The sequence below is a fragment of the Marinobacter lutaoensis genome (assembly GCF_001981305.1).
Taxonomy (GTDB): Bacteria; Pseudomonadota; Gammaproteobacteria; order Pseudomonadales; family Oleiphilaceae; genus Marinobacter; species Marinobacter lutaoensis.
In genome coordinates, this window is record NZ_MSCW01000007.1 from 277835 (window position 1) to 299562 (window position 21728).

19 protein-coding genes are annotated in these 21728 nt (G+C 64.9%); 7 read left to right on the plus strand and 12 right to left on the minus strand.

Annotated features, from left to right (window positions below):
- The 6 genes from glcE to dctP form a co-directional block, all read right to left on the minus strand.
- The gene (gene glcE, locus BTO32_RS10895; protein WP_076724665.1) at window positions 1–1068 is read right to left on the minus strand and encodes a glycolate oxidase subunit GlcE; all 1068 of its coding nucleotides are present in this window, start codon (window positions 1066–1068) and stop codon (window positions 1–3) included.
- Window positions 1061–2533, minus strand: coding sequence for an FAD-linked oxidase C-terminal domain-containing protein (locus BTO32_RS10900; protein WP_076724666.1), 1473 nt, complete (start codon window positions 2531–2533; stop codon window positions 1061–1063). Before BTO32_RS10900 ends, glcE begins: the two co-directional genes overlap by 8 nt.
- Before the next feature lie 33 nt (window positions 2534–2566).
- Window positions 2567–2998: a GlcG/HbpS family heme-binding protein gene (locus BTO32_RS10905; protein ID WP_076724667.1), complete on the minus strand. Its 432-nt coding sequence runs from the start codon at window positions 2996–2998 to the stop codon at window positions 2567–2569.
- A gap of 19 nt (window positions 2999–3017) precedes the next feature.
- Entirely contained in the window at window positions 3018–4553 is a 1536-nt protein-coding gene (locus BTO32_RS10910; RefSeq protein WP_076724668.1) for a TRAP transporter large permease, read from the minus strand.
- Window positions 4550–5260 carry a TRAP transporter small permease subunit gene (locus tag BTO32_RS10915; RefSeq protein ID WP_076724669.1) on the minus strand — a complete coding sequence of 237 codons (711 nt, stop codon included), beginning with the start codon at window positions 5258–5260 and terminating at the stop codon, window positions 4550–4552. The genes BTO32_RS10910 and BTO32_RS10915 overlap by 4 nt, the downstream gene beginning before the upstream one ends.
- 101 nt (window positions 5261–5361) lie before the next feature.
- Window positions 5362–6501 carry a TRAP transporter substrate-binding protein DctP gene (gene dctP, locus BTO32_RS10920; protein ID WP_076724670.1) on the minus strand — a complete coding sequence of 380 codons (1140 nt, stop codon included), beginning with the start codon at window positions 6499–6501 and terminating at the stop codon, window positions 5362–5364.
- 274 nt (window positions 6502–6775) lie between these two features.
- Here dctP and BTO32_RS10925 point away from each other — a divergent pair, with 274 nt between their 5' ends.
- From BTO32_RS10925 to astE, 6 genes are all read left to right on the plus strand, one after another.
- On the plus strand, window positions 6776–7552 hold the full coding sequence (locus BTO32_RS10925) for an FCD domain-containing protein (protein ID WP_076724671.1): 777 nt from the start codon (window positions 6776–6778) through the stop codon (window positions 7550–7552).
- 36 nt (window positions 7553–7588) lie between these two features.
- Window positions 7589–8359, plus strand: coding sequence for an ABC transporter ATP-binding protein (locus BTO32_RS10930; RefSeq protein ID WP_076724672.1), 771 nt, complete (start codon window positions 7589–7591; stop codon window positions 8357–8359).
- A gap of 85 nt (window positions 8360–8444) precedes the next feature.
- On the plus strand, window positions 8445–9200 hold the full coding sequence (locus tag BTO32_RS10935; RefSeq protein ID WP_076724673.1) for a transporter substrate-binding domain-containing protein: 756 nt from the start codon (window positions 8445–8447) through the stop codon (window positions 9198–9200).
- Window positions 9201–9258: 58 nt separating this feature from the next.
- Window positions 9259–9963 carry an ABC transporter permease gene (locus tag BTO32_RS10940; RefSeq protein ID WP_076724674.1) on the plus strand — a complete coding sequence of 235 codons (705 nt, stop codon included), beginning with the start codon at window positions 9259–9261 and terminating at the stop codon, window positions 9961–9963.
- Between the two features lie 3 nt (window positions 9964–9966).
- On the plus strand, window positions 9967–10689 hold the full coding sequence (locus BTO32_RS10945) for an ABC transporter permease (RefSeq protein WP_076724675.1): 723 nt from the start codon (window positions 9967–9969) through the stop codon (window positions 10687–10689).
- A 5-nt stretch (window positions 10690–10694) separates the two neighbouring features.
- Window positions 10695–11723 carry a succinylglutamate desuccinylase gene (gene astE, locus BTO32_RS10950; protein ID WP_076724676.1) on the plus strand — a complete coding sequence of 343 codons (1029 nt, stop codon included), beginning with the start codon at window positions 10695–10697 and terminating at the stop codon, window positions 11721–11723.
- A 10-nt stretch (window positions 11724–11733) separates the two neighbouring features.
- Here astE and BTO32_RS10955 read toward each other — a convergent pair whose 3' ends face one another.
- Entirely contained in the window at window positions 11734–14760 is a 3027-nt protein-coding gene (locus BTO32_RS10955) for an efflux RND transporter permease subunit (protein ID WP_076724677.1), read from the minus strand.
- A complete protein-coding gene (locus BTO32_RS10960) occupies window positions 14760–15833 on the minus strand; it encodes an efflux RND transporter periplasmic adaptor subunit (protein ID WP_076724678.1) in 1074 nt (357 codons plus the stop codon). Before BTO32_RS10960 ends, BTO32_RS10955 begins: the two co-directional genes overlap by 1 nt.
- Before the next feature lie 184 nt (window positions 15834–16017).
- Between BTO32_RS10960 and BTO32_RS10965 the strand changes: the two genes are divergently transcribed.
- A complete protein-coding gene (locus tag BTO32_RS10965) occupies window positions 16018–16653 on the plus strand; it encodes a TetR/AcrR family transcriptional regulator (protein WP_076724679.1) in 636 nt (211 codons plus the stop codon).
- A gap of 16 nt (window positions 16654–16669) precedes the next feature.
- On the opposite strand, the gene astB is transcribed toward BTO32_RS10965, so the two are convergent.
- Genes astB through BTO32_RS10985 form a run of 4 tightly spaced genes read right to left on the minus strand, consistent with a single transcriptional unit; the run spans window position 16670 to window position 21721 of the window.
- Entirely contained in the window at window positions 16670–18010 is a 1341-nt protein-coding gene (gene astB / locus BTO32_RS10970) for an N-succinylarginine dihydrolase (RefSeq protein WP_076724680.1), read from the minus strand.
- A gap of 13 nt (window positions 18011–18023) precedes the next feature.
- Window positions 18024–19499 carry a succinylglutamate-semialdehyde dehydrogenase gene (gene astD / locus BTO32_RS10975; RefSeq protein ID WP_076724681.1) on the minus strand — a complete coding sequence of 492 codons (1476 nt, stop codon included), beginning with the start codon at window positions 19497–19499 and terminating at the stop codon, window positions 18024–18026.
- Between the two features lie 43 nt (window positions 19500–19542).
- Complete coding sequence (gene astA / locus BTO32_RS10980) at window positions 19543–20676, minus strand: arginine N-succinyltransferase (protein ID WP_076724682.1); 1134 nt, start codon at window positions 20674–20676, stop codon at window positions 19543–19545.
- A 28-nt stretch (window positions 20677–20704) separates the two neighbouring features.
- Window positions 20705–21721, minus strand: coding sequence for an arginine N-succinyltransferase (locus BTO32_RS10985; RefSeq protein WP_076724683.1), 1017 nt, complete (start codon window positions 21719–21721; stop codon window positions 20705–20707).
- Window positions 21722–21728 lie beyond the last annotated feature (7 nt).

Consider the following 21728-nt stretch of genomic DNA (forward strand, 5'->3'; position numbering starts at 1 on the left):
TTACAACCAGGTGTAGAGACGGCCAGGATTGAACAGGGCGTCGGGGTCAAACGCATGCTTGAGCCGGCGCTGAATCGCCCGCAGCGGTTCGGGCTGGGGATGCATCACCTCGCCACTGCGGTCGCCGCCCCGGAACAGGCTGACCTGCCCTCCGGCCTCCCGCGCCAGCGGCGCCAGATCGGCCAGCGTCGCCCGGCCAAGATACCAGCGCTGGGCGCCGGCCCAATCAATCAGCCAGCGGCCGTTGAGAGGCGGCGTCGGCGCGGTCGAGTTGACGGAGAAGCGCCAGAGCGGTGCGTCGGCATCCGCGAAGAAGTCGTGCCGCAGGTCACGCAGCCGCTGCCAAAAGTCCTCGCCATCCGCCAGCACCTCCCCACCCCACTGTTCGGCGGTCGCTTCCACGGCGGTGCGGGCGCCAGACAGACGCAGGTACACCCGGCCGTCCAGCCAGCAGGCGCCGCTGAGCGGCTTGGGCTCACCGGCCCGGCGGTTCATATAGGCAATGGCCTCGTCCATCGCCATGTCCTGAACCAGGGTCAGGGTCGCCGCCGGGCTTGGCATCACCTTCAGACTGATCTCGGTGATCACGCCCAGGGTGCCCATGGCCCCGGCCTGCAACCGGGAGACATCGTAGCCGGCGACGTTCTTCATCACTTGGCCACCAAAGCGCAGGTGCTCGCCCTTGCCGTTGAGCAGCCGGATGCCCAGCACCTGGTCCCGGATCGAACCGCTCCAGGGCCTGGCCGGGCCGGAGAGATTGCAGGCCAGGGTGCCGCCGATGGTCGAGGCCGCGCCCAACCGGGGCGGCTCGAAATGCAGGGCCTGGCCCTGTTCCTCCAGGGCCGCCTCGATGTCCTGGATCGGCGTACCGGCCCGTACCGTCATCACCAGCTCTACCGGGTGGTATTCAACGATGCCGGTGTGTCCGGCTAGGCTCAGGGTGCCGGCTTCCGGGTCGGCGGCCCGGCCCAGGAAGACCTTGGTGCCACCGCCGACGATATTGAGTTTCTGGCCCTGTGCCCGGGCCTGGAGCACCTGCTCCTGCAACTGTTGGGTAAGATCAGCCATGGCTGGCGTCCGTCGATTCCTGCGTGTTGTGTGAGTGTTCAAGCGAGCGGTATTCCTGGCAGAACTTGAGCGTCGGCACCCCCTTACCGGGGTTGAGGATGCCGCTCGGGTCAAACGCGGCCTTCACGTCGTGGAACTGCTGCAGCTCGAGGTCGTTGAACTGCACCGCCATCTGCCGGATCTTTTCAACGCCCACGCCGTGCTCGCCGGTGATGCAGCCGCCGACGTCAACACACAGCGCCAGGATGCGGCTACCGAAAGCCTCGGTGCGCTCGAATTCCCCCGGCACGTTGGCGTCGAACAGGATCAGCGGATGCAAGTTGCCGTCGCCGGCGTGAAATACGTTGGCCACGCGCAGGCCGAACTCCTTCGACATCGCCTCCATGGCCAGCAGCACCCGGGCCAAGTGCCGGCGCGGAATGGTGCCGTCCATGCAGTAGTAATCCGGCGAAATCCGCCCCACCGCCGGGAACGCGGATTTGCGCCCTTTCCACAGCAGCGCCCGCTCCTCCTCACTCTGGGAGGTGCGGATCGAGGTGGCGCCCAGCTTGCGGAACACCGCCTCGGCCTCGGCGATGTGTTCGTGCACCTCTTCCCGGGTTCCGTCCACCTCGCACAGCAGCAGGGCCTTGGCCTCGCGGGGGTAACCGGCCCCGGCGAAATCGTCCGCGGCGATGATGGCGTGGCTATCCATCATCTCCAGGCCGCCGGGGATGATGCCATGGGCGATGATGCCGCCCACCGCGTCACCGGCTTTCTCGACGCTGTCGAAACCGGCCATGATGACCTGTGCCACTTCCGGCCGGGGCAGCAGTTTGACCTTGACCTCGGTCACCACGCCCAGCAGGCCCTCGGAGCCGGTGATCAACGCCAGCAGGTCCATGCCGCAAACATCGAGGCCATCGCTGCCCAGGGTCACCCGCTCGCCATCGGCGGTGACCATCTGCACGCTCAGCAGGTTATGCACGGTCAGCCCGTATTTCAGACAGTGCACGCCACCGGAGTTCTCGGCCACGTTGCCACCGATGGTGCAGGCAATCTGGGACGACGGATCCGGCCCATAGTAGAGGCCATAGCGGGCCGCTTCCTCGCTGATCGCCAGGTTGCGCACGCCGGGCTGCAATCGGGCCGTGCGGGCCAGCGGGTCAATGTCCAGAATGCGGTTGAACTTTGCCAGCGACAGCACCACGCCGTCCTTGTGGGGCATGGCACCGGCACACAGACCGGTTCCGGCTCCCCGCGCCACCACCGGGACCTCGTGCTCGCGGCAGATGCGCATCACCCGCTGCACCTGCGCCACCGTTTCCGGCAGTACCACCAGCATCGGCATTTCCCGGTACATGGCCAGACCGTCGCACTCATAGGGGCGGAGGGTTTCATCATCGGTGATGACGAAGTCCGGGTCGATAAACGCCCGGAACTGCTCCGCCAGCTCCGCCTTGCTGACTTTGGGTTTGCTTGTCATAGCTCTCTCGAAGGATCCGTGTCGGGGTTGCGTTCAGCCTTGCGGCCGCCGGGCCAAGAAGTGGTCGATCCCAGCCTGGGCACATTCCATGTCCTGCTGGGGCGTACCGGAACTGAGCCCGATCCCCCCCACCACCTCGCCGTTGACCACCACCGGCAGACCACCGCCCACCGAGCTGAGCCGACCGCCCACCTCGGTGTGAATGCCAAAGGTGAGGCTGCCCGGCACATTCACCGCGTTGTATTCGTGCGTGGCCTTGCGTGCGGCCGCCGCAGTGTACGCCTTGTCCTGGGCAATGGTCACGCTGGTGACCTTGCCTCCGTCCATGCGCTCGAAGGCAATCAGGGTGCCGGACTCGTCCACCACGGCAATGCACATGGGCACGCCGATTTCCCGGGCCTTGTGCGCGGCCCCCTCGATCAGCAGCCGGGCATCGGCCAGGTCCAGCCGGTTGATGGTCATCATGGTTGTCTTACTCCTCGAATCAGCCATACACGAGATTGGGTAACCAAGTCACCACGCTCGGTATCAGGATACAGATGAACAGCCCCAGGGCCTGGATCGCCAGGAACACCAGGGACGACTTGAAAATGGTGCCCATGGTGATCTCCGGCGGGCATACCCCCCGGATGTAGAACAGGGCATAGCCAAACGGCGGGCTCAGGAAGGACATTTGCATGTTCACCAGGTACAGCACGCCGAACCACAGCACCACATCCTCGCCGGGTACTCCGGGCAGGCCAAACAGCCCCGGGAACTCCAGCGCCTCGACGATGGGAATGAAAATGGGCACCGCCAGCAGCAGGATCCCCACCCAGTCCAGGAACATTCCGAGAACCACCAGCAGCACCATCAGCAGGAACAGGATACCGTAGGCCGGCAGGCCGGTGCCCAGGATGGATTCAGTGATGAAATCCTGCCCTCCCTGGAGGATGTAGAACCCCACGAACACGGAGGCGCCGAACATGATCCACAACACCATGGCCGAGGCCTTGGCGGTGGTCACCGAAGCATCCCGCAGGGTGGCGATGGTGAAGACCTTATGCTTCATCGCCACCAGAATGGCGCCGAAGGAGCCGATGCCGGCCGCCTCCACCGGTGTGGCAATGCCACCGAACAGCAGCCCCAGCACCAGAAACACCAGCACCAGGGGGGCCAGCAGGTCCTTGAGCAGCAGCACCTTGTCCTTGAAACCGATGCGGTCTTCTTCCGGGATCGGGGGACCGAGGTCCGGGTTGATCTTGGCGCGCACCCAGACATAGAGCACGTACAGACCGGACAGGATCAGTCCCGGCACCACCGAGCCCAGATAGAGCTCACCCACCGACTGCTGTGCCACCACCGCGTAAAGAATGGCCAGAATGGACGGCGGAATCAGGATCCCCAGAGTCCCGCCGGCCATGATCGAGCCCAGTGCAATCTTGTGGTCGTACCCCCGTTTGAGCATGGCCGGCAGGGCAATGATCCCCATGGTCACCACCGCCGCGCCGATCACCCCGACCATGGCCGCGAGGATGGTGGAGGCAATGATGGTCGCAATCGCCAGCCCGCCACCGACACCGCCCATCCATTTGTAGACGACGTTGAACATTTCCTCGATCAGCCCCGCCCGTTCCAGCATGGCCGCCATGAAAATGAACAGGGGAATCGCCGCCAGGTCGGAATTGGTCATCATCGGGAAAATCCGGCTGGGGATGATATTCAGCATCAGCGAATCCCCGACCAGATAGATGAACACCACGCCCAGGCCACCGGTCACAAAGGCCAGGGGGAGCCCCATCATCAGCGCCACCAGCAAAGACCCGAACATCAGATAGGTGAGCGGGCCGATGGACACGTCCGACAGGCTGCCGGCCAGGCGGAACAGGAAGCGTTCGTCACTGAACGGGTCGTAGAACAGGATATTGATGATCTCGACACACATGACGAACGCCAGCGCCACGGTGGCGACGATCATCAGCCAGGTGCCGAGCCGGCCATAGAGTCCCCGGGCGGCACGGGTTTGCACGGGTGCGTTCATACCTGTCCCTCCCGACCGAGCCGAACGAACAGAGCCACGTCCTTGATCAGTTTGGACAGCCCCGCGAGGGTGATCAGCACCGCCCCCAGCAGCATCATCGCCTTCACCGGCCAGTACTGAATGCCCCAGGTTTCCACCGTGCGCTCATCCATGGCGTAGGAATTCTCGAAAAAGGTCCAGGAGGTGATCACCAGGGCCAGGGCGAACATGAAGAAAAACATGGACGTGAAGATGTCCATACCGATCCGGCCACGCACCGGCAGCAAATTGTAGAGCACGTCTACCCGCACATGGGCGCCGTGCAGCAGGGCGAACGCACCCGCCAGCAGGTATTGCATCCCGAACAGCAGGAAACTGGCCTCATGCACCCAGATGGTGGGCATGTTGAACAGGTAGCGCATGACCACCTCGAAGAAATAGAACACCACCGCGTTGACGGTCCAGAACGAGATGAACACCCCGGACTTCTCGCTGATCCAGTCGATCGCCCGGGTCAAACGGTTCTCATAATTCGCCTCGATGGTCTTGGAAATTTCCGCTTCGATCTGCTGGAGCTTCTCGTTCGCCAGCGCGTTCCTGTCGATGGCCTTGACGCCCCGCCGGGTGGACCAGCGGTCCCAGGCCATCATGATCAGCGGCATCACCGCCAGCCAGCCCCAGTAGAACCAGTGCGGCATGACAAAGCCGAAATTGCTCAGATCCGACATTGTGTCTGCATCCCAGTCATAGCGCGGGGAAGGGAGAGAGCGCCGTCACCGTGACGTTCCCTGCCCTTCCCCGCCGCATGGTTATTGTTTGGCTGATGGGGTCACATCCGCTTCTTGGCCGCTTCCAGGTCTTCCTCGGTCACGTAGCCGACGGTCTCGTTCATCATGTACTTGAGCTGCAGATCGAAGATCGCCTTGGCGTCCTCGTTCTTGTTGGCCCAGTTGTACCAGATGGGGATCGCAGCCCGGCGAAACTCACGGAGGTCCTCCTGGCTCAGACGGGTGACGGTGTCACCGTCCGCCTTGAATTTCTCCATGGCCTCGATGTTGCGCTTCTGGATGGTCAGGTAGTGCTTCTGGGAATAGTTACGCACCTCGTCCTCGACCAACTGCTGCAGCTTCGGATCCAGTGCGTTCCAGGCCCGCAGGTTCACGGTCAGGTCCATCAGGTCCACCGGCTGGTAGATGGACATCACCCCGGGCGGGCCGAAAATGATGTAGTCGGTCACCTGGGAAAAGCCCAGCTCGTAGTTCACCGCCGGGCCGACATAGTCCGCCGCGTCGATGGTGCCCTTCTCCAGCGCCGGGAAAATATCCGAACCCGGTAAGCTGACGGTGGACACGCCAAACTGCTGGAACACTTCCGCCACCATGCCTCCGGGCACCCGGATCTTCATGCCCTTGAGATCCTCCAGACTGTTGACCGGCTTTTTCGAGTGGATGATGTTGGCGTCGTGCTGGATCGGCCCGACATAGAACAGACCGTACTTCTTGTAGATCTCCCGGGTCTTCTCCAGCATTCCCAGGGCGTAGAACATGGTGTCCCACTGGTGCGGCTGGTCCGGACCGGCCGGATAGGAAGACAGGAACACCGAAGCTGGAATCTTGCCGGACCAGTACAGAGTGAACGGATTCATGCCCTGCAGCACGCCGTTACGCACGGCATCGAACAGGGCGTTGTTGTCGGCCGCCACCGCCTTGGCCGGATAAGGCTTGAAAATCAGCTCGCCGTTGGACTTGTCCTTGATGCTGTTGCACCACTCCTCGAACAGGTCATAGCCTACCGTGCCGGCATCCCACACCGATTGGATCTTCCAGGTGGTGGCCGCCTGCGCCTGCCCGGCCCCCAGCATCAGGGCACCCGCCAGCGCCGCCCCCGCGGCCGCGGACTTGAGGAACCGGCGACGCGGCCGGGTCTCGGCGTCGCCCCGTGTGTCTGCGTTCTTGTTGTATGCGTTCATCAAAGACGTCTCCGTTGGCGTTGTTGTTATTCGCGTCAGGGCCGGCATCGAGGATCATCGCCGACATCAGGAAAATCTTCGTCGGCGGCAACCGATTAGTCCAGCCAGGGGCCCACTGGTCAGACCAGTTTTTCCAGTCGCGAAAATGGACGCCGTAGCGGAAATCGGCCATAGTTAGAAGGCCTTGGCGTTCGCCAGCCACGGCGTTCCGTGACCAAGACAACGACACGACAATGACAACTGGTCAGACCACGATCCGGAAACGGACAAGCCCATGGCAATATCCCGGGAAATCTCCTACCGGCTGGAGCGCCTGATCCTCGATGGCGGACTGGCGCCGGGCCAGAAAATCCCCTCGGAACGACAGCTCGCGAGCCGCCTCGGCGTATCCCGAGCCATCCTCCGGGAAGCCCTGCACGAGCTGCAGGGGCGCGGCGTGATCGAAACCCGGCACGGCAAGGGCTCCTTTGTCACCAGCCTGGTGCCGGGTTCCGGTGAATTCGACGTACAGAGCCCCCTGGTGCAACTGTACGAGGGCCACCCCCGAACCCTCTACGACCTGCTGGAAGTGCGGGAACAGCTGGAGGGCCAGGCCGCCTTCCTCGCGGCCCAGCGCGCCACGCCCCTGGACCGGCACCTGATCACCAAGGCCTACCGGGCCCTGGAAGGCACCGATCCGCTGAGCAACGCCACGCCGGACCACGGCTTCCACCAGACCATCGTCGAGGCTTCCCACAATCCGGTGCTGGTGCATGTCCTCAGTGGCCTCAAGAACATGATGCTGCTCACCGTCCAGGCGGCGGTGTCGAACCTCAACCCACGGACCGAGATGCGCAAGACCATCGAGCGCCAGCACCGCCAGCTGTTCCACGCTGTGGTATCCTCGAAACCGGCGGCAGCCCGCCGGATCGCCACCAGCCACGTCCGTTTCGTCAGCCAGGCATTGAAGGAAATGGAGCAGCAGGGAGACCCGGTCATCCGGGCGCCGGTGACGCCCGCCACCGGCACGCCGGAGCACACGGGTATTGATTTCCGCCGCCACAGTCCGTAAAACTTGCGCCTTTGAACGAACGCTCAGGAGTCACCCATGGCGGACCAAGCGCCCTTGATCTGCAGGGATATTCATAAAACCTACGACAAGCTCGAAGTGCTCAAGGGAGTTTCCCTGGAGACACGCAAAGGAGATGTGGTCTCGCTGATCGGCAGTTCCGGCTCAGGCAAGAGCACCTTCCTGCGCTGCATCAACCTTCTGGAAACCCCGACCTCCGGCGACATTATTGTGCACGGCGACCCAATCCGGTTCACCGAGAACCGCAAGGGAGAACGGGTCCCCGCCGACAACCGGCAGGTGGAACAGATCCGCGCCAAGCTGTCCATGGTGTTCCAGGGCTTCAACCTCTGGTCCCACATGACCGTGCTGGAGAACATCATCGAAGCGCCGATCCACGTGCTCGGCGTACCCCGCAAGGAGGCCATCGAACGGGCCGAGGCCTACCTTCAGAAAGTCGGCATCTACGAGCGCAAGGACTACTACCCGGCCCAGATGTCCGGCGGTCAGCAGCAGCGCGCGGCCATTGCCAGGGCCCTGGCCATGGAGCCGGAAGTGATGCTGTTCGACGAACCCACCTCGGCGCTCGACCCGGAGCTGGTGGGCGAGGTGCTGAAGGTGATGCAAAGCCTGGCGGAAGAGGGCCGGACCATGATCGTGGTCACCCACGAGATGGCATTTGCAAGGGATGTGTCAACTCAGGTCCTGTTTTTGCATCAGGGCGTGATCGAGGAACAGGGTACACCGCAGAAAGTGTTCGATAACCCGGACTCGGAACGCATGAAACAGTTCCTGGCTCCAAAGTTCTGACACTCGGTGCTATCTTGAATCCGTGTTGGAATTACAACATCCAAAAAAATAAGCCAAAAACGGCAAACCACTGGAGAAGTGACACATGAAGAAACTGATTGTTGCAGCAAGCTGTGCCCTGGCCGTGGCCGCGGGAACTGTCCACGCCAAGGACTGGAAGGAGATCCGCATTGCCTTCGACGTGCCCTACGAACCGTTCGAGTACAAGGACGAAAATGGCGAGCTGACCGGCTTTGAGGTCGAACTGGCCGACGCCATGTGCAAGGAAATCCAGGCCGAGTGCGAATTCGTGATCCAGGCCTGGGACGGCATGATTCCCGGACTGGTGGCCCGCAAGTACGACGCCATCATGTCCTCCATGTCCATCACCCCCGAGCGGGCCGAACGTGTCCTGTTCTCCGACCCCTACTACATCACGCCGGGCGGCTGGTTTGCCCGTAACGACTTCGACACCGACGTCACCGACATGGAGGCGATGAAAGGCAAGGTGGTGGGCGTGCAGCGCGGCACCACCATGGACACCTACGTCACCGAGAACATGTCCGGCATCGTCACCATCAAGCGCTACACCACCGCCGACGACATGGTCCTGGATCTGGAAGGCCGCCGTCTGGACGTGGTCTTCGTGGACTATCCGGTGGGTGAGCAGACCATCCTGAGCAAGGACGGCTTCAAGGAAGTGGGCGAGCCCGTGAAACTGGGCGAAGGCGTCGGCGTGGCCATGCGTCAGCGCGACAAGGACCTGGCCGAGCAGGTCAACGCCGCCCTGAAGAAACTGAAGGAAGATGGCACCTACGACGCCATCATGAAGAAATACTTCAGCTACGACATCAAGATCTAAACTTGCCACCAGGGGCGACCATACCGGTCGCCCCCGTTCGTTCTAGCGGAATTCCCCCATGTTTGACCTCAAAGGCTATGGCCCGGAGTTGCTGAGCGGGGCAGTGGTCACCGTTGAACTGGCGTTCCTGTCGCTGGCCCTCGCCCTCACCCTGGGGCTGATCGGCGCGTCGTCCAAGCTCTCCGGCAACCGGGTGGCTCAGGGCATCGCCACCTTCTACACCACCGTGATACGCGGCATCCCCGACCTGGTGATGATGCTGCTGTTCTATTACGGCGGCCAGGTCGGCGTCAACGCAATCTCGGACTACCTCTGGGAAACCTATGAAATCGACTTCTTCTTCCAGTTCGACCCGTTCATCTCGGGCGTGGTGACCATGGGACTCATCTTCGGTGCCTATATGACCGAAACCTTCCGTGGCGCCTTCCTGGCGGTGGAAACGGGGCAGATCGAGGCGGCCCGGGCCTACGGCTTTACCCGCTGGCACACCTTCCGCCGCATCATGTTCCCACAGATGCTGCGCCACGCCCTGCCCGGCATCGGCAACAACTGGCAGGTTCTGCTGAAAACGACGGCCCTGGTCTCCATCATCGGCCTGACCGACATGGTCCGCGTCGCCGAGGAAGCCGCCAAGGCCGAACGCATGCCGTTCCATTTCTTCGTGCCCGTGGCGGCAGTCTACCTGGCCCTCACCGCCGGTTCGGAACTGTTCATCAAGTGGCTCGACAAGCGCGCCAACGTCGGCGTGGTCCAGGGGAGCTAAGCCATGCCCGAATTCATTACCCAATGGCTGGACCAGAACGAAATCTTCACCACCATGACCCTCCTGGAGTACTGGGACGGTCTGGTCAACACCATCCAACTGGTGTTCCTGTCCCTGATCATCGGGCTGCTGTTCGCGGTGCCCCTGGCCATTCTCCGGACCTCCCGCAACACATTCATTTCCGGCCCGGTCTGGCTCTACACTTACCTGTTCCGGGGCACACCGCTGCTGATCCAGCTGTACATCATCTACTACGGCATCGCCCAGATTCCCGGCATCCAGGACACCTTCTGGTGGGAAATCTTCCGTGAGCCCTTCTACCCGGCGCTGCTGGCGTTCGCGCTCAACACCTGCGCCTACACCACCGAGATCATCCGGGGAGCCATCGTCTCCACGCCCCATGGCGAAATCGAGGCAGCCAAGGCCTACGGCATGAACTGGTGGTTGCGGATGCGCCGGATTGTACTGCCCAGCGCCGCACGCCGTGCGGTCCAGGCCTACTCCAACGAAGTGATCTTCATGCTGCACTCCAGCGCCATCGCCAGCGTGGTCACCATCGTGGACCTGACCGGCGCCGCTCGCAACATCTACTCGCGCTTTTACGCGCCCTTCGAAGCCTTCATCTTCGTGGCGCTGCTGTACATGACGCTGACCTTCACGCTGGTATACGCCTTCCGCCGGCTCGAGCGCTACCTGCTGCGCCACCAGCGACCGGTGGGGTCATAACGGCCATGGCGCTGCGGCAACAACTGTTCGGGAACCAAGGCGACTGGCTGGAACATACTCTGGCCCACGCCGGGGATACCCTGCCAGAAACCGAAGGTCGGCTGCCGGACGGCAGCCGGATACGGCGCCGCGCCCTGGGCGTGCTGGAGCTGACACCGGCCCGGGCCGAGGCCAACGCCAATCAGGAGGCCCTGATCGTTTCCGCCGGCGTCCATGGCAACGAAACCGCGCCCATTGAAGTCCTCAACGGCCTGCTGGAGGAACTGCTGGAGGGGCACGGGTCGCTGGCCTGTCCACTGCTGCTGATTCTGGGCAACCCGGCGGCCATGGTGGCGGGCACGCGCTTCGTCGATGTCAACATGAACCGGCTGTTCCACGGCGCCCACCGCCGTGCTGACTATCAGGGGCGGCCGGAAGCCGCCCGGGCCCGGGCTCTGGAAGATCACTGCCGGGCGTTTGCCCGCACCCACAGCGGTCTGGCCCTGAGCCACTACGACCTGCACACCGCCATCCGGCCCTCCCATCGGGAGAAATTCGCGCTCTACCCCTTCGTATCCGGTCGCCAGGTGCCATCGGCACAGTGCGACTTCCTGCTGGAAGCCGAGGTGGAAACCCTTCTGCTCCAGCACAAGGAAGGCACGACCTTCTCATCCTTCTCCGCCTCCGAGCTCGGGGCGGAAAGCTTCACCATCGAACTGGGCAAGGTCCGGCCCTTCGGCCAGAACGATCTGGGCCGGTTCACCGGTATCCGGGATGCCCTGCGCCGGCGTTTCCGGGGAGCTCCGGCGCCCCGGCCGGCGCGAACCCTGACCGTGTTCGAGGTGGTCCACGAGATCCTGAACACCGGCGAGGGCTTCCAGCTGCACATTCCAGACGACGTCGCCAACTTCACCGAATACGCGCCCGGTACCGTGATCTGGGACGACCCCGATACCTGCTATCGCGTGGGTGAACGGCCGGAGGCCATCGTCTTCCCCAACCGCGAGGTGCCGGTCGGCCAGCGCGCCGGCCTGATGATCCGCGCCCGCGACTGAGCGATACCGCTCAGGCCGGCGCATTCTCCGGTGCGGCCACCGGCGACCGGATCCACTGCACGCACACCGCCGGAATCACCAGCAGCGTCAGTACCGTGGAAGCCAGCAATCCGGAAATGATGGCCCAGGCCATCGGCGGCCACAGCGTGCTGCTGGAGAACGCCAACGGCAACAGCCCCGCCACGGTGGTGGCGGTGGTGAGAAGGATCGGCCGGGTCCGCTGTTCCACCGACCGCCGTACCGCCTCACGGATGGGGGCTCCCCGCGCCAATTCCCGATCCATCACATCCAGCAGCACGATCGCGTTATTCACCACGATGCCCACCAGGGCGATCACCCCCAGCAGCGATTGGAAGCCGAAGGGCGATCCGGACAGCACCAAGCCGGGGAAAATACCCACCGCAGCCAGGGGCACCGTCAGCAGGATGATGCCGACGCGCCGGAACGAGTTGAACTGGAGCAGCAGGAAAAACAGCAGCAACAGACCGCCGACAGGTGCGGCCGTGAGCAGAGCGCCGTTGGCGTCGCCGGAGCCTTCCGCGTCCCCGCCCATCTCCAGCCGGGTGCCGGCCGGCAGTGGTTGACGCTCCAGTCCGGCCCGGAGACCGTCCAGGGCTTGGCTGAAGCTGTACCCCGGGCGCAGGTTGGCGGTCACGGTATTCATCCGCACGCCGTCACGCAGGTAGATCGCGGCCGGTTCCCAGCGGGTCGTCACGGTCGCCACCGCCGACAGGGGCACCGCATCGCCCCGGGCGTTGTAGATATTCACGGACAGCAGCCGGGACAGGGGCAACGCGGTGCCCTCCCGGGACCGGAGCACCAACGGGATCGGATCGTCCTCCTGGCGGTAACGCTCCGCCACCACGCCGAAACTCTGTCCGTACAGGCTCCGGGCAACATCGGCCCGGGTCAGGCCATAACGGGCAGCAGAGGCATCGTCCACCTCGATCGACAGGCTGGGGACCCCGAGGTCCAGATCGTGGCGCACATCGACCGTGCCCTCGACCGAACGAAGGCTGGCGAACACCTGCTCCACCGCCTGACGCCGGGCCGATTCCTCGGCGTGGTACACCCGGATCTCCACCGGCGCGGCGCGGGGCGGCCCCTGCCCCAAAATGCCCACCGTCACATCCAGCTCCGGCATGTCTTCGCGCACATGGTGTCGGATCCAACGCACCATGTCCGGGGTATCGGCCAGGGTGGGCGTACGCACCACCAGGCGGGCCCGGTTCGGAGCCTGGGGGGCACGCTGGAGGTTGTAATAGAAGGCCGGCCCGGCGAAGCCGACAAACCGGTGGACTTCCAGGGCCCGGGGTTGACTCCGGATCATCCGTTCCAAGCGGGCCGCCGCCTCGGACGTCCGCGCCTGGTCCGTCCCCTCCGGCATATACAGTTCCACGATCACCCGGGGGCGGTCCGCGTTCGGAAAGAACTGCTGGTGGGTCAGGGGCAACAGGCCGACGCTGATCACCACCAACAGACCGCCCAGCAGAATCAGCTGTCGGGGCCGGCCGGCCACCAAGCGCCCCAGCACCCGGGCCAGACCGGTCAGGCGGTCCCGCTGGGCATGACCACGGGGCTTGAGAAAACGCGCTGCCAGCAGGGGGACGGCGGAAATCGCCAGCAGGTAGCTGACCGACAGGGTCAGCATGATCATCACGGGCACCCCCCGGGTGAAATCCGCCGCTCCCCCCTTGGACAGCAGCATCGGTGCAAACGCCGCCAGAGTGGTGCCGGTGGAGGCCCCCAGCGGCCCCGCCAGATCGCCCACCGCCTGGCGCAGGGCATCCAGGCGACGCAGGCCCCGGTCCAACCCGCCCTGAATACTCTCGACGACGACAATGGCGTTGTCGATCAGAATCCCCAGAGAAATCACCAGGCCGATCACCGCCACCTGATGCAGCACACCGCCGCCCAGGTCGTACAGGCCGATGCTGATCAGGGCCACCATCGGCAAGATCGAGGCGACCAGCACGCCCATCCGCAGGCCCATGCCGGTGAAGACTACCGCGATAATGATCAGGACCGACAACACCAGGCTCCAGGCCAGGTTGTCGAGGCGCGCCTTGACCTTGTCCGGCTGGAAAAACATCTCCCGGATCTGATAGGGCGCGAAGTCGTCCCGAAGCTGGGCCACCCGCTCACGCACCCGCTCGCCCAAACGGATGGCATCGGTGCGGCCCTCCTCCATGATCAGTGACACCAGCACCACCCGCTCGCCGTCGAACCAGGTTTCCGGCTGACGGGGCTCGGCAGGACCTCGCCAAACTTCCGCGAGCGCGGCCAGGGGCACCTGGGAGCCGTCAGGCAGCTCGATCGGCGTGGCCCGGATCGCCTCGATATCGGCGAACTCGCTGTTGGGCAGCACCGACACCCGGCGCCCGGCCACCACCACGAACCCACCGGGAAGGGTCCGGTTGCGCCGGGCCAGGGTTTCCAGGACCACCGACGGCGACAGCCCGAGGCGGTAAAGCGCGGCATCGTCCAGCGCCAGGGTGATCTGCTCGTCGGCATCGCCGTCCAGCTCGATGCGGGACAGTCCCGGGAGGTCCGCCAGGTTCTGCTTCAGGCGCTCGGCCACCGCCGTCAGCTCCGTGACCGAGGGCGAACCGGATACCGCCAACACGATGGTGGGGATATCGATCAGGCGATCGTCCAGGGACATCCGCCCGACCTCGTCCGGAAAGTCCAGGCGGGCCCGCTCCATGGCCTGACGAACGCGGTCCCAGGCCGGATCGGTATCGTAGATGGCATCCTGCAGGCGCAGCCTGACCAGCGCTACCCCATTACGGGCCGTGCCCTGGGTGTATTCCACCTCCTCCACCTGCCGGAGTTCATCCGCCAGCGGGCGCAGCACCAGACGCTCCACCGACTCGGCACTGGCCCCGGGGTAGGTCACGGTGATCATCCCGGCCCGATAGGGAAACGACGGATCCTCCTGGCGCGGCATGGTGCCATAAGCGGCGACCCCCAGCAGGCAGAGCATCAGCACCACCATGCCAAGCAACCGCTGGTAGCGGAGCAGCAGCCCGGTCATCACCGCACCTCCACGGCATCGCCGTCCACCAGCCGGGTCATGCCGGCGTACACCACCCGATCACCGGCCTGCAATGTCTCAGACCGAACCACCACCCGCTCGCCGACCACCCGTTCCACCGCAACCGGCACCCGTTCCGCCCGTCGCCCCCGCACCCGAAACACTCGGGTGCCGTCCACGTCCCGGACCACCGCCAGCAAGGGCACCGTCAGCGCGCCCCGGTACCGGGGACGGATCCCGACCTCGACCGGCTGGCCGGACGACAGTGCCGCCTCCGGCAGACGCACCAGCACCGGATGCAGCTCCCCCCGAATGGCGCTGGCCTGGGCAATTTCCACCACCGCCCCGGTCACCGGCGGCAACGACCGGTCCTGAACCGGCCACACCGGTACCGACTGCCCAAGCCGGATCTGTTCCAGAAGGTACGCCGGCACCCGGATTTCCACCTCCTGACCCGCCGGCGACGACAGCCGCATCACCGGCTGGCCCGCCGCCACGAACTCCCCTTTTTCCACCAGCAGGGCCTCGACTCGCCCCGCGAACGGGGCCCGCAGGGCACTTTCCTCCAACCGTCGGGACGCCTCCGCGAGCGCAGCCTCGGCCGTCGCCACACTCGCCTTCAGGGCATCCCGACGGGCCGCGATCTGTTCCAGGTTCTGCTCGGACACCACGCCCCGCTGATGCAACCGGCTGGCCCGCTCCCACTCACGCCCGGCCTGCTCATATTGGGCGGTCAATTCATCCAGACGGGCCCGGGCGGAATCCCGGGCCGGCTCCAGCGCGGGGTTGTAGACCCGGGCCAGGACCTCGCCCGCGGCAACCCCCTGCCCCAGCTCCACCGCCCTGGCCTTCAGGGTGCCACTGACCTGAAACGTCAGCGTGGCACGCTGGGAAGCCCGGACGATGCCGGAAAATCGCAGCGGCACACCCTGGGTATCGGCGGCGGTCACCTCCGCCACCCGCACGGACACCGCCGGCGCCTGACTGCCGGCGTCCACCTCGCCGGTCTTGCACCCCGCCAGTGCCAGGCTCGTCGCCAGCAGGGGAACCACAAAAATACGCAGTGTTGTCATAACGTCGCTTCCCATTCGAGTGCCCCCCTCCGCATGCGCCTTCCGGACGCACGGCGCCTCCGGCCCCGGCCCAAACCTGGACCATTTCAATACATCATGTCATTCTTTGACACTTTATCAATCACCGGTTTTCCGGCAGAGTCGGGTATCATTCCGACCATGGCCAAGCAAACGGACACTGCCTATGAGCAACGCCTTGAAATCACGTAGGGAACGAGAACGCCAAGCCCGTTACGACGCCATCCTGGATGCCGCCGAGCAGGTGTTTTCGGAGAAAGGCTACGACCGCACGTCGATGGACGACATCGCCCGGACCGCCAGCCTGAGTCGGGCCCTGCTCTACGTCTACTTCAAGGACAAGGCCGCGATCCAGCGCGGCATCATGCTGCGCGCCGGGCAAAGCCTGGTGGCGCGTTTCGAGCAGGCACGGGATACAGAGCAGGACGGTCTGGCCCAGATCCGAGCCATGGGGGAAGCCTATTACCGCTTCTATCTGGAGCAGCCGGACTATTTCTCCGCCCTCACCAAGGCCTCAACGGCGATGGCGGAAGCGGATGAACGCCAGGCCAAGGACATGTTGTGTTCAAAGGCGGCCCTGATGGACCTGATGGTGGGGGCCATCCGGCAGGGTCTGGAGGATGGCACGCTCAGCCGCGAGCGCATCCGGGACCCGTTCCAGACCGCCCTGTATCTGCGCGGCGCCCTGCACGGCGTGATCCTGCTGTGCCAAGCAGAAATGGCCGAGGGCGCCCACGACTTTCCCGCGGACACCCTCATCCGTCACACCATGGACATGCTGACGTCGTCCATCCGGGCCTGAAGGCGCACGGCCGGTGTCAGCGCTGGAAGTCGTAGATCGACCCCAGCCCCAGAAGGCCGGTGAGCTCGTCCAGAGCCGTGCGCACCTCGTCCAGGAGCTTCGGATCGGCCAGATCATCCTGGCTCAGGCGGTCGCGGTAGTGCCGCTCTACCCAGGCAGTGAGCTTCGCGTACAGCGCATCGGTGAGCCAAGCCCCCGGATTGACCGCCTGCCGTTCCTCGTCCGTCAGCACCACCCTCAACCGCAAACAAGCGGGCCCGCCGCCGTTTTTCATGGACTGCTTAACGTCGAACACCTCCACCGCCTGGATCGGGCCACCGGAAGCCACCAGCCGGTCCAGATACCGGCTCACCGAGGCCACCTCCCGGCACTCGCCGGGCACCGCCAGCAACATGCCCCCCGGAGCCTCCAGCAGCTGACTGTTGAACAGGTAAGAGGCTACCGCATCCTCGATCGGCACCTCGGCGGCGTCCACCCGGATCGCGTGCAGCTCGGTCCCGGTCAGGCGGGCACGGATATCGGCCAGGGTCCGCGCCTCGTCCAGGAATGCCAGCTCGTGGTAGAACAGGGTGTTGCCGTTGCCAACCGCGATCACGTCGTTGTGGAACACCCCCGCGTCAATGGCGGCTGGGTTCTGTTGGGCGAAGACCCGGTGTGCGTCCGCCAGGCCATGCAGCCGGGCGATCGCCTGGGAGGCCTCAAGAGTCTGCCGGGCCGGGAAACGCGTCGGCGCCGGGGCATCCTCGTTGAAGGCCACCCGGCCATACACGAACAACTCCACCCCCGGCGCCCCGTAACCGGCACACAGACGGGTGTGGTTGGCCGCCCCCTCGTCACCAAAGTGAGCAACCGATGGCAACGCCGGATGATGGGCGAAATACCGCTCGTCCGCGAAGATCGCCCGGAGCGACCGGCCGGTGACCTCGTGCTCGATGGCACGGTGGAACTTGGCGCTCAGGTTGGCCGGTGTGAAATGAACCCGGCCGTCTGAGGTATCGGCACTGGGGGACACCGTGGCCGCGTTGGCGGTCCACATGGCCGAGGCGGAAGAAACCGCCGCCAGCAGCGCCGGCGCTTCCCGCGCGACCTTCGCCAGGATATCGGTGTCGGTGCCGGCGTAACCAAGCCGGCGCAGGGTTGGCAGATGCGGCCGCTCGTGGGGGGGCAGGATACCCTGGGCGTAGCCCCGGTCCGCCAGCCGCTTCATCTTCGCCAGCCCCTGAAGGGCCGCCTCCCGGGGATTGGAGACGGCATGCACGTTGGCCTTGGAGGCCACATTACCCCAGGACAGGCCCGCGTAATTGTGGGTCGGCCCGACCAGGCCGTCAAAGTTCGCTTCCACCGCGTGTTGGCTCATGGTTTCCGTCCTGTCAGTCAAAGTTCAGCCCCGGCGCCAGGGATTCGGGCACCTCGCTCTTGGGTGCTTCCAGGGAGGCCATGGGCCAGGCGCAATAGTCCGCCGCGTAGTAGGCGCTGGGACGATGGTTGCCGCTGGCCCCCACTCCGCCGAAAGGCGCGGCGCTGCTGGCGCCGGTCAGCGGCCGGTTCCAGTTGACCACGCCGGCGCGAACTTCCTCCACCAGCCGGTCGAACAGTTTGCGGTCGTCGGACAGCAGGCCGGCCGACAAGCCGAAGCGCGTCTGGTTGGCCAGCGCCAGGGCGTCGTCGAAGCTCTTGTAGCGATACACCGTGAGCAGCGGTCCGAAATACTCCTCGTCCGGCAGCTCGGCACCGGTACCGTCCACGATGCCCGGTGACAGCAGGCCGGTGTTCGGCTTCAGCTGCTTCATTTCCAGCAGGGAGCGCGCGCCCAGCGACAGCAGGTTCGCCTGGGCGGCCAGCAGCTGCTCTGCGGCCTTGGGCGAGATCACCGAGCCCATAAACGGTTGGGGCTCGTCGTCGAAGGCGCCGACCTGAATACGGCTGGCCACCGCCACCAGCCGCTCCACGAACTGGTCGCCCTTGCGCCCCTTGGGCACCAGCAGGCGCCGGGCACAGGTGCAGCGCTGCCCCGCCGACAGGAAGGCGGACTGAATGGCATGGTGCACTGCCCCGTCGAGATCGGACACATCCTGAACGATCAGCGGGTTGTTGCCCCCCATTTCCAGAGCCAGAATCTTCTCAGGCTGGCCCCCGAACTGCTGGTGCAGCAGGTGGCCCACGGTGGAGCTGCCGGTGAAGAACAGGCCGTCAATCAGGGGATGGCTGGCCAGGCACTTGCCGGTATCGCTACCGCCCTGGACCAGGTTGATCACCCCGTCCGGCACCCCGGCTTTCTGCCACAGCCGGACCGTCATCTCCGCGACCCCGGGGGTCAGCTCACTGGGTTTGAACACCACGGTATTGCCGGCCAGCAACGCCGGTACGATATGGCCGTTCGGCAGATGGCCGGGGAAGTTGTAGGGGCCAAACACCGCCACCACGCCGTGGGGCCGGTGCCGCAGCACCGCCTGGCCACCCGCCACCTCCGATTCCGAGTAGCCGGTGCGCTTGTGGTAGGCCTCGATGGAAATGCCGATCTTGCCGATCATGGCCGCCACTTCCGTGCGCGACTCCCACAGCGGCTTGCCGGTTTCCAGGCCAATCTGGTGCGCCAGGGCTTCCTTGTTGGCCTCCAGCTGATCCCGGAACGCTTCCACCACAGCCTGCCGCTCGGCAAAGCCGCGCCGGCGCCACGCCAGAAACGCCTTGCGGGCCTCCCGCACCGCCGCATCCACATCTTCCAGGCTGGCGCCGGCCCCCTCCCAAACAATGTCGCCGGTCACCGGCTGCAATGAATCAAAAGACGTGCCGTGCCCCATCAGCCACAGCCCGTCGATGTAAATCTCACCTGTCAGGTTCGTCATGGTTTACTCCTTCCCGGTACTGAAATTTCCGGTTGTCCACGCCTCAGCCCCACGAAGAGTGGCTGCGGTGCCTGCGGACCCTGCCGGGTCTTGTCTCATGTTCCTGTTCACCGTCCCTGCCGGCGGGGCCCGGCCAGCGGCCGCCCTCCTTCAGGGGCGCCACGCGCACCGAGTCGCCGGACTCGACCCCCAGCACCTCAGCCACGGCCGGCGACATGCGGACGGTCTCCGTGCCGACACAGGGGGTCGGCAGGGTGGTGACACGAAAGTCCTGGAACGAGCGGTTGGATACCATTACCCGTTCCGCCGGCGGCACCTCCAGGGGGACCGGTTTCTGGGTGACCAGAACATACCGGGTCACGCTCTCGCGCACGGTGCGGATGTTGTGTACGAAGGCCTCGACCACCGGGCCGCCATCGAAGATGTCCACTAGGCCATTGAAGTTGAAGCCCTCCGCCTGCAGCATCCTGAGCGCCGGCCGGGTGTTCTCGTGCACCTGGCCGATGACCGCCCGGGCCGACTCCGGCAGCATCGACAGATAGATCGGATACTTCGGCATCAGCTCGGCGATGAAGGATTTGTTACCCAGCCCCGACAGCCGGTCCGCCTCACCGAACTCCATGTCAAAAAACTTGCTGCCCAGGGCATCCCACAGGGGACTGCGCCCCTGCGCGTCGGAAACGCCCCGCATCTCCGCGAACACCTTGTCCGAAAAGTGCTTGCGGAACTCGTCCAGATACATAAAGCGGCAGCGGGACAGCAACAGGCCGTTGCCGCCGCCCTTGTAGTCGCTGGCCAGCAGCAGCGAGCAAATCTCGCTGGTGTCGGTCATGTCATTGGACAGCTGCAGCGTGGGCGTGCGCACATGCACCCCCAATTCCCGGGACGCGTTCACCGTAAGGCTCAGACGGTAGTTGTAGAACACCTCGTCCAGCCCCACCCGCGCTTGGATGCCGCTGATGCCCACCGTGCGACCGACCTCGGTGTCCTCCAGGGCAAACAGGTACAACCCGGCCTCCGGCTCGCACCGCTGGTTGAAAGTATCCTGGGCCAGGTCAATCTTGCGCTGGAGCAGATCCCGGTCCGCCGGCAGGGTGGTCAGACCCTTGCCGGCGTTGAGTGCCATGGCGTAGAGATCGTCCAAATCGCCTTGCTGCAGGGGCCGTATCACCAGCATCGGCGGCCCTCCGTGTTTCGGTTTCGGGTCATAGCGGTGCCATCCTTACGGTGTCGCCGGCGCTCTTTTCCAGCAGGTGCCAGGTTTCCACCGGCACCCGGACATCCCCTTCCAGGGTGTCCGTCGCCCGGGCCAGGGTACAGCGAAACCCGCTGCCCTCGCCCCCAGCGATCAGGCAGGTCTCGCCGGAGTCGTCGTGGCTGCCATGCAGGGTCTTGCGGTGGCTGGTCACCAGGGTGCGCAGGGTATCGGTGCGTGCCTCCAGCACCGGACCGGCGTCGAAAATATCGAGGTAGTTGCCGGCCTGGAAACCTTCCCGCTGAAGCAGTTCCAGATTCGGGACGGTCAGGCGGTGTGGCTGACCCAGGGCCGCCTGCGCTTCCGGCGACAACAGGGTCACGTAGATGGGATTCGGCGGCATCAGCTCGGCGATGAAGGTTTTGCTCAGCAGGCTGGAGTACTGGTCCGCCGCCTGGAAATCCATGTTGAAGAAGTGGCGACCGAGGCTGTCCCAGAACGGCACCCGGCCGTTTTCGTGCTGTACGCCCTGAATCTCCACCACCATGCGGCTGCCAAACCAGGACCGATGTTCGGCAATAAACAGCATCCGCGCCCGGGACAGCAGCTCGAACGCTTCCGTGCCCACCCGCTCCGGGCGGGTCGTGAAAGAGCACAGCAGGGTGCGGTCGGTCAGGCCATGACTGGGGTACAACACCTCGACCCGGCGCGAGATCCCCAGCTCGTGGGAAGCGTGAATCAGGGCGTCCCGCCGGTAGTTGTAGAACGGCTGGCCGTTGCCGGCCCGGCTGTCGATACCGGCGGTACCGTGCAGGGTGCCGGTCCGGGTATCTTCCAGCACGAACAGAAACCGGGGCGGAAGCTCCGGGTCGTTGGCCCCGGCGAACGACGCCTGCGAGTGTTCGATTTTCCGGGCCAGGGCCTCCTCCTGCTTGGGCAGCGTGGAGGACAGTCGTGCGCCCTGGGCTCCGGCAATCTCGAGAATCGATTGCAAATCATCCGGTCGTGCCGGACGGACTAGCCACATAGTCATC

Coding starts and splice junctions, on each gene's coding strand:
- BTO32_RS10905 (WP_076724667.1), bottom strand. CDS start 2,998: ATGATGACCATCAACCGGCTGGACCTGGCCGATGCCCGGCTGCTGATC.
- BTO32_RS10935 (WP_076724673.1), top strand. CDS start 8,445: ATGAAGAAACTGATTGTTGCAGCAAGCTGTGCCCTGGCCGTGGCCGCG.
- astD (WP_076724681.1), bottom strand. CDS start 19,499: ATGACGAACCTGACAGGTGAGATTTACATCGACGGGCTGTGGCTGATG.
- astB (WP_076724680.1), bottom strand. CDS start 18,010: ATGAGCCAACACGCGGTGGAAGCGAACTTTGACGGCCTGGTCGGGCCG.
- astA (WP_076724682.1), bottom strand. CDS start 20,676: ATGCTGGTGATACGGCCCCTGCAGCAAGGCGATTTGGACGATCTCTAC.
- BTO32_RS10960 (WP_076724678.1), bottom strand. CDS start 15,833: ATGACAACACTGCGTATTTTTGTGGTTCCCCTGCTGGCGACGAGCCTG.
- BTO32_RS10910 (WP_076724668.1), bottom strand. CDS start 4,553: ATGAACGCACCCGTGCAAACCCGTGCCGCCCGGGGACTCTATGGCCGG.
- BTO32_RS10945 (WP_076724675.1), top strand. CDS start 9,967: ATGCCCGAATTCATTACCCAATGGCTGGACCAGAACGAAATCTTCACC.
- BTO32_RS10965 (WP_076724679.1), top strand. CDS start 16,018: ATGAGCAACGCCTTGAAATCACGTAGGGAACGAGAACGCCAAGCCCGT.
- astE (WP_076724676.1), top strand. CDS start 10,695: ATGGCGCTGCGGCAACAACTGTTCGGGAACCAAGGCGACTGGCTGGAA.
- BTO32_RS10925 (WP_076724671.1), top strand. CDS start 6,776: ATGGCAATATCCCGGGAAATCTCCTACCGGCTGGAGCGCCTGATCCTC.
- dctP (WP_076724670.1), bottom strand. CDS start 6,501: ATGAACGCATACAACAAGAACGCAGACACACGGGGCGACGCCGAGACC.
- BTO32_RS10915 (WP_076724669.1), bottom strand. CDS start 5,260: ATGTCGGATCTGAGCAATTTCGGCTTTGTCATGCCGCACTGGTTCTAC.
- BTO32_RS10985 (WP_076724683.1), bottom strand. CDS start 21,721: ATGTGGCTAGTCCGTCCGGCACGACCGGATGATTTGCAATCGATTCTC.
- BTO32_RS10940 (WP_076724674.1), top strand. CDS start 9,259: ATGTTTGACCTCAAAGGCTATGGCCCGGAGTTGCTGAGCGGGGCAGTG.
- BTO32_RS10955 (WP_076724677.1), bottom strand. CDS start 14,760: ATGACCGGGCTGCTGCTCCGCTACCAGCGGTTGCTTGGCATGGTGGTG.
- BTO32_RS10930 (WP_076724672.1), top strand. CDS start 7,589: ATGGCGGACCAAGCGCCCTTGATCTGCAGGGATATTCATAAAACCTAC.
- BTO32_RS10900 (WP_076724666.1), bottom strand. CDS start 2,533: ATGACAAGCAAACCCAAAGTCAGCAAGGCGGAGCTGGCGGAGCAGTTC.
- glcE (WP_076724665.1), bottom strand. CDS start 1,068: ATGGCTGATCTTACCCAACAGTTGCAGGAGCAGGTGCTCCAGGCCCGG.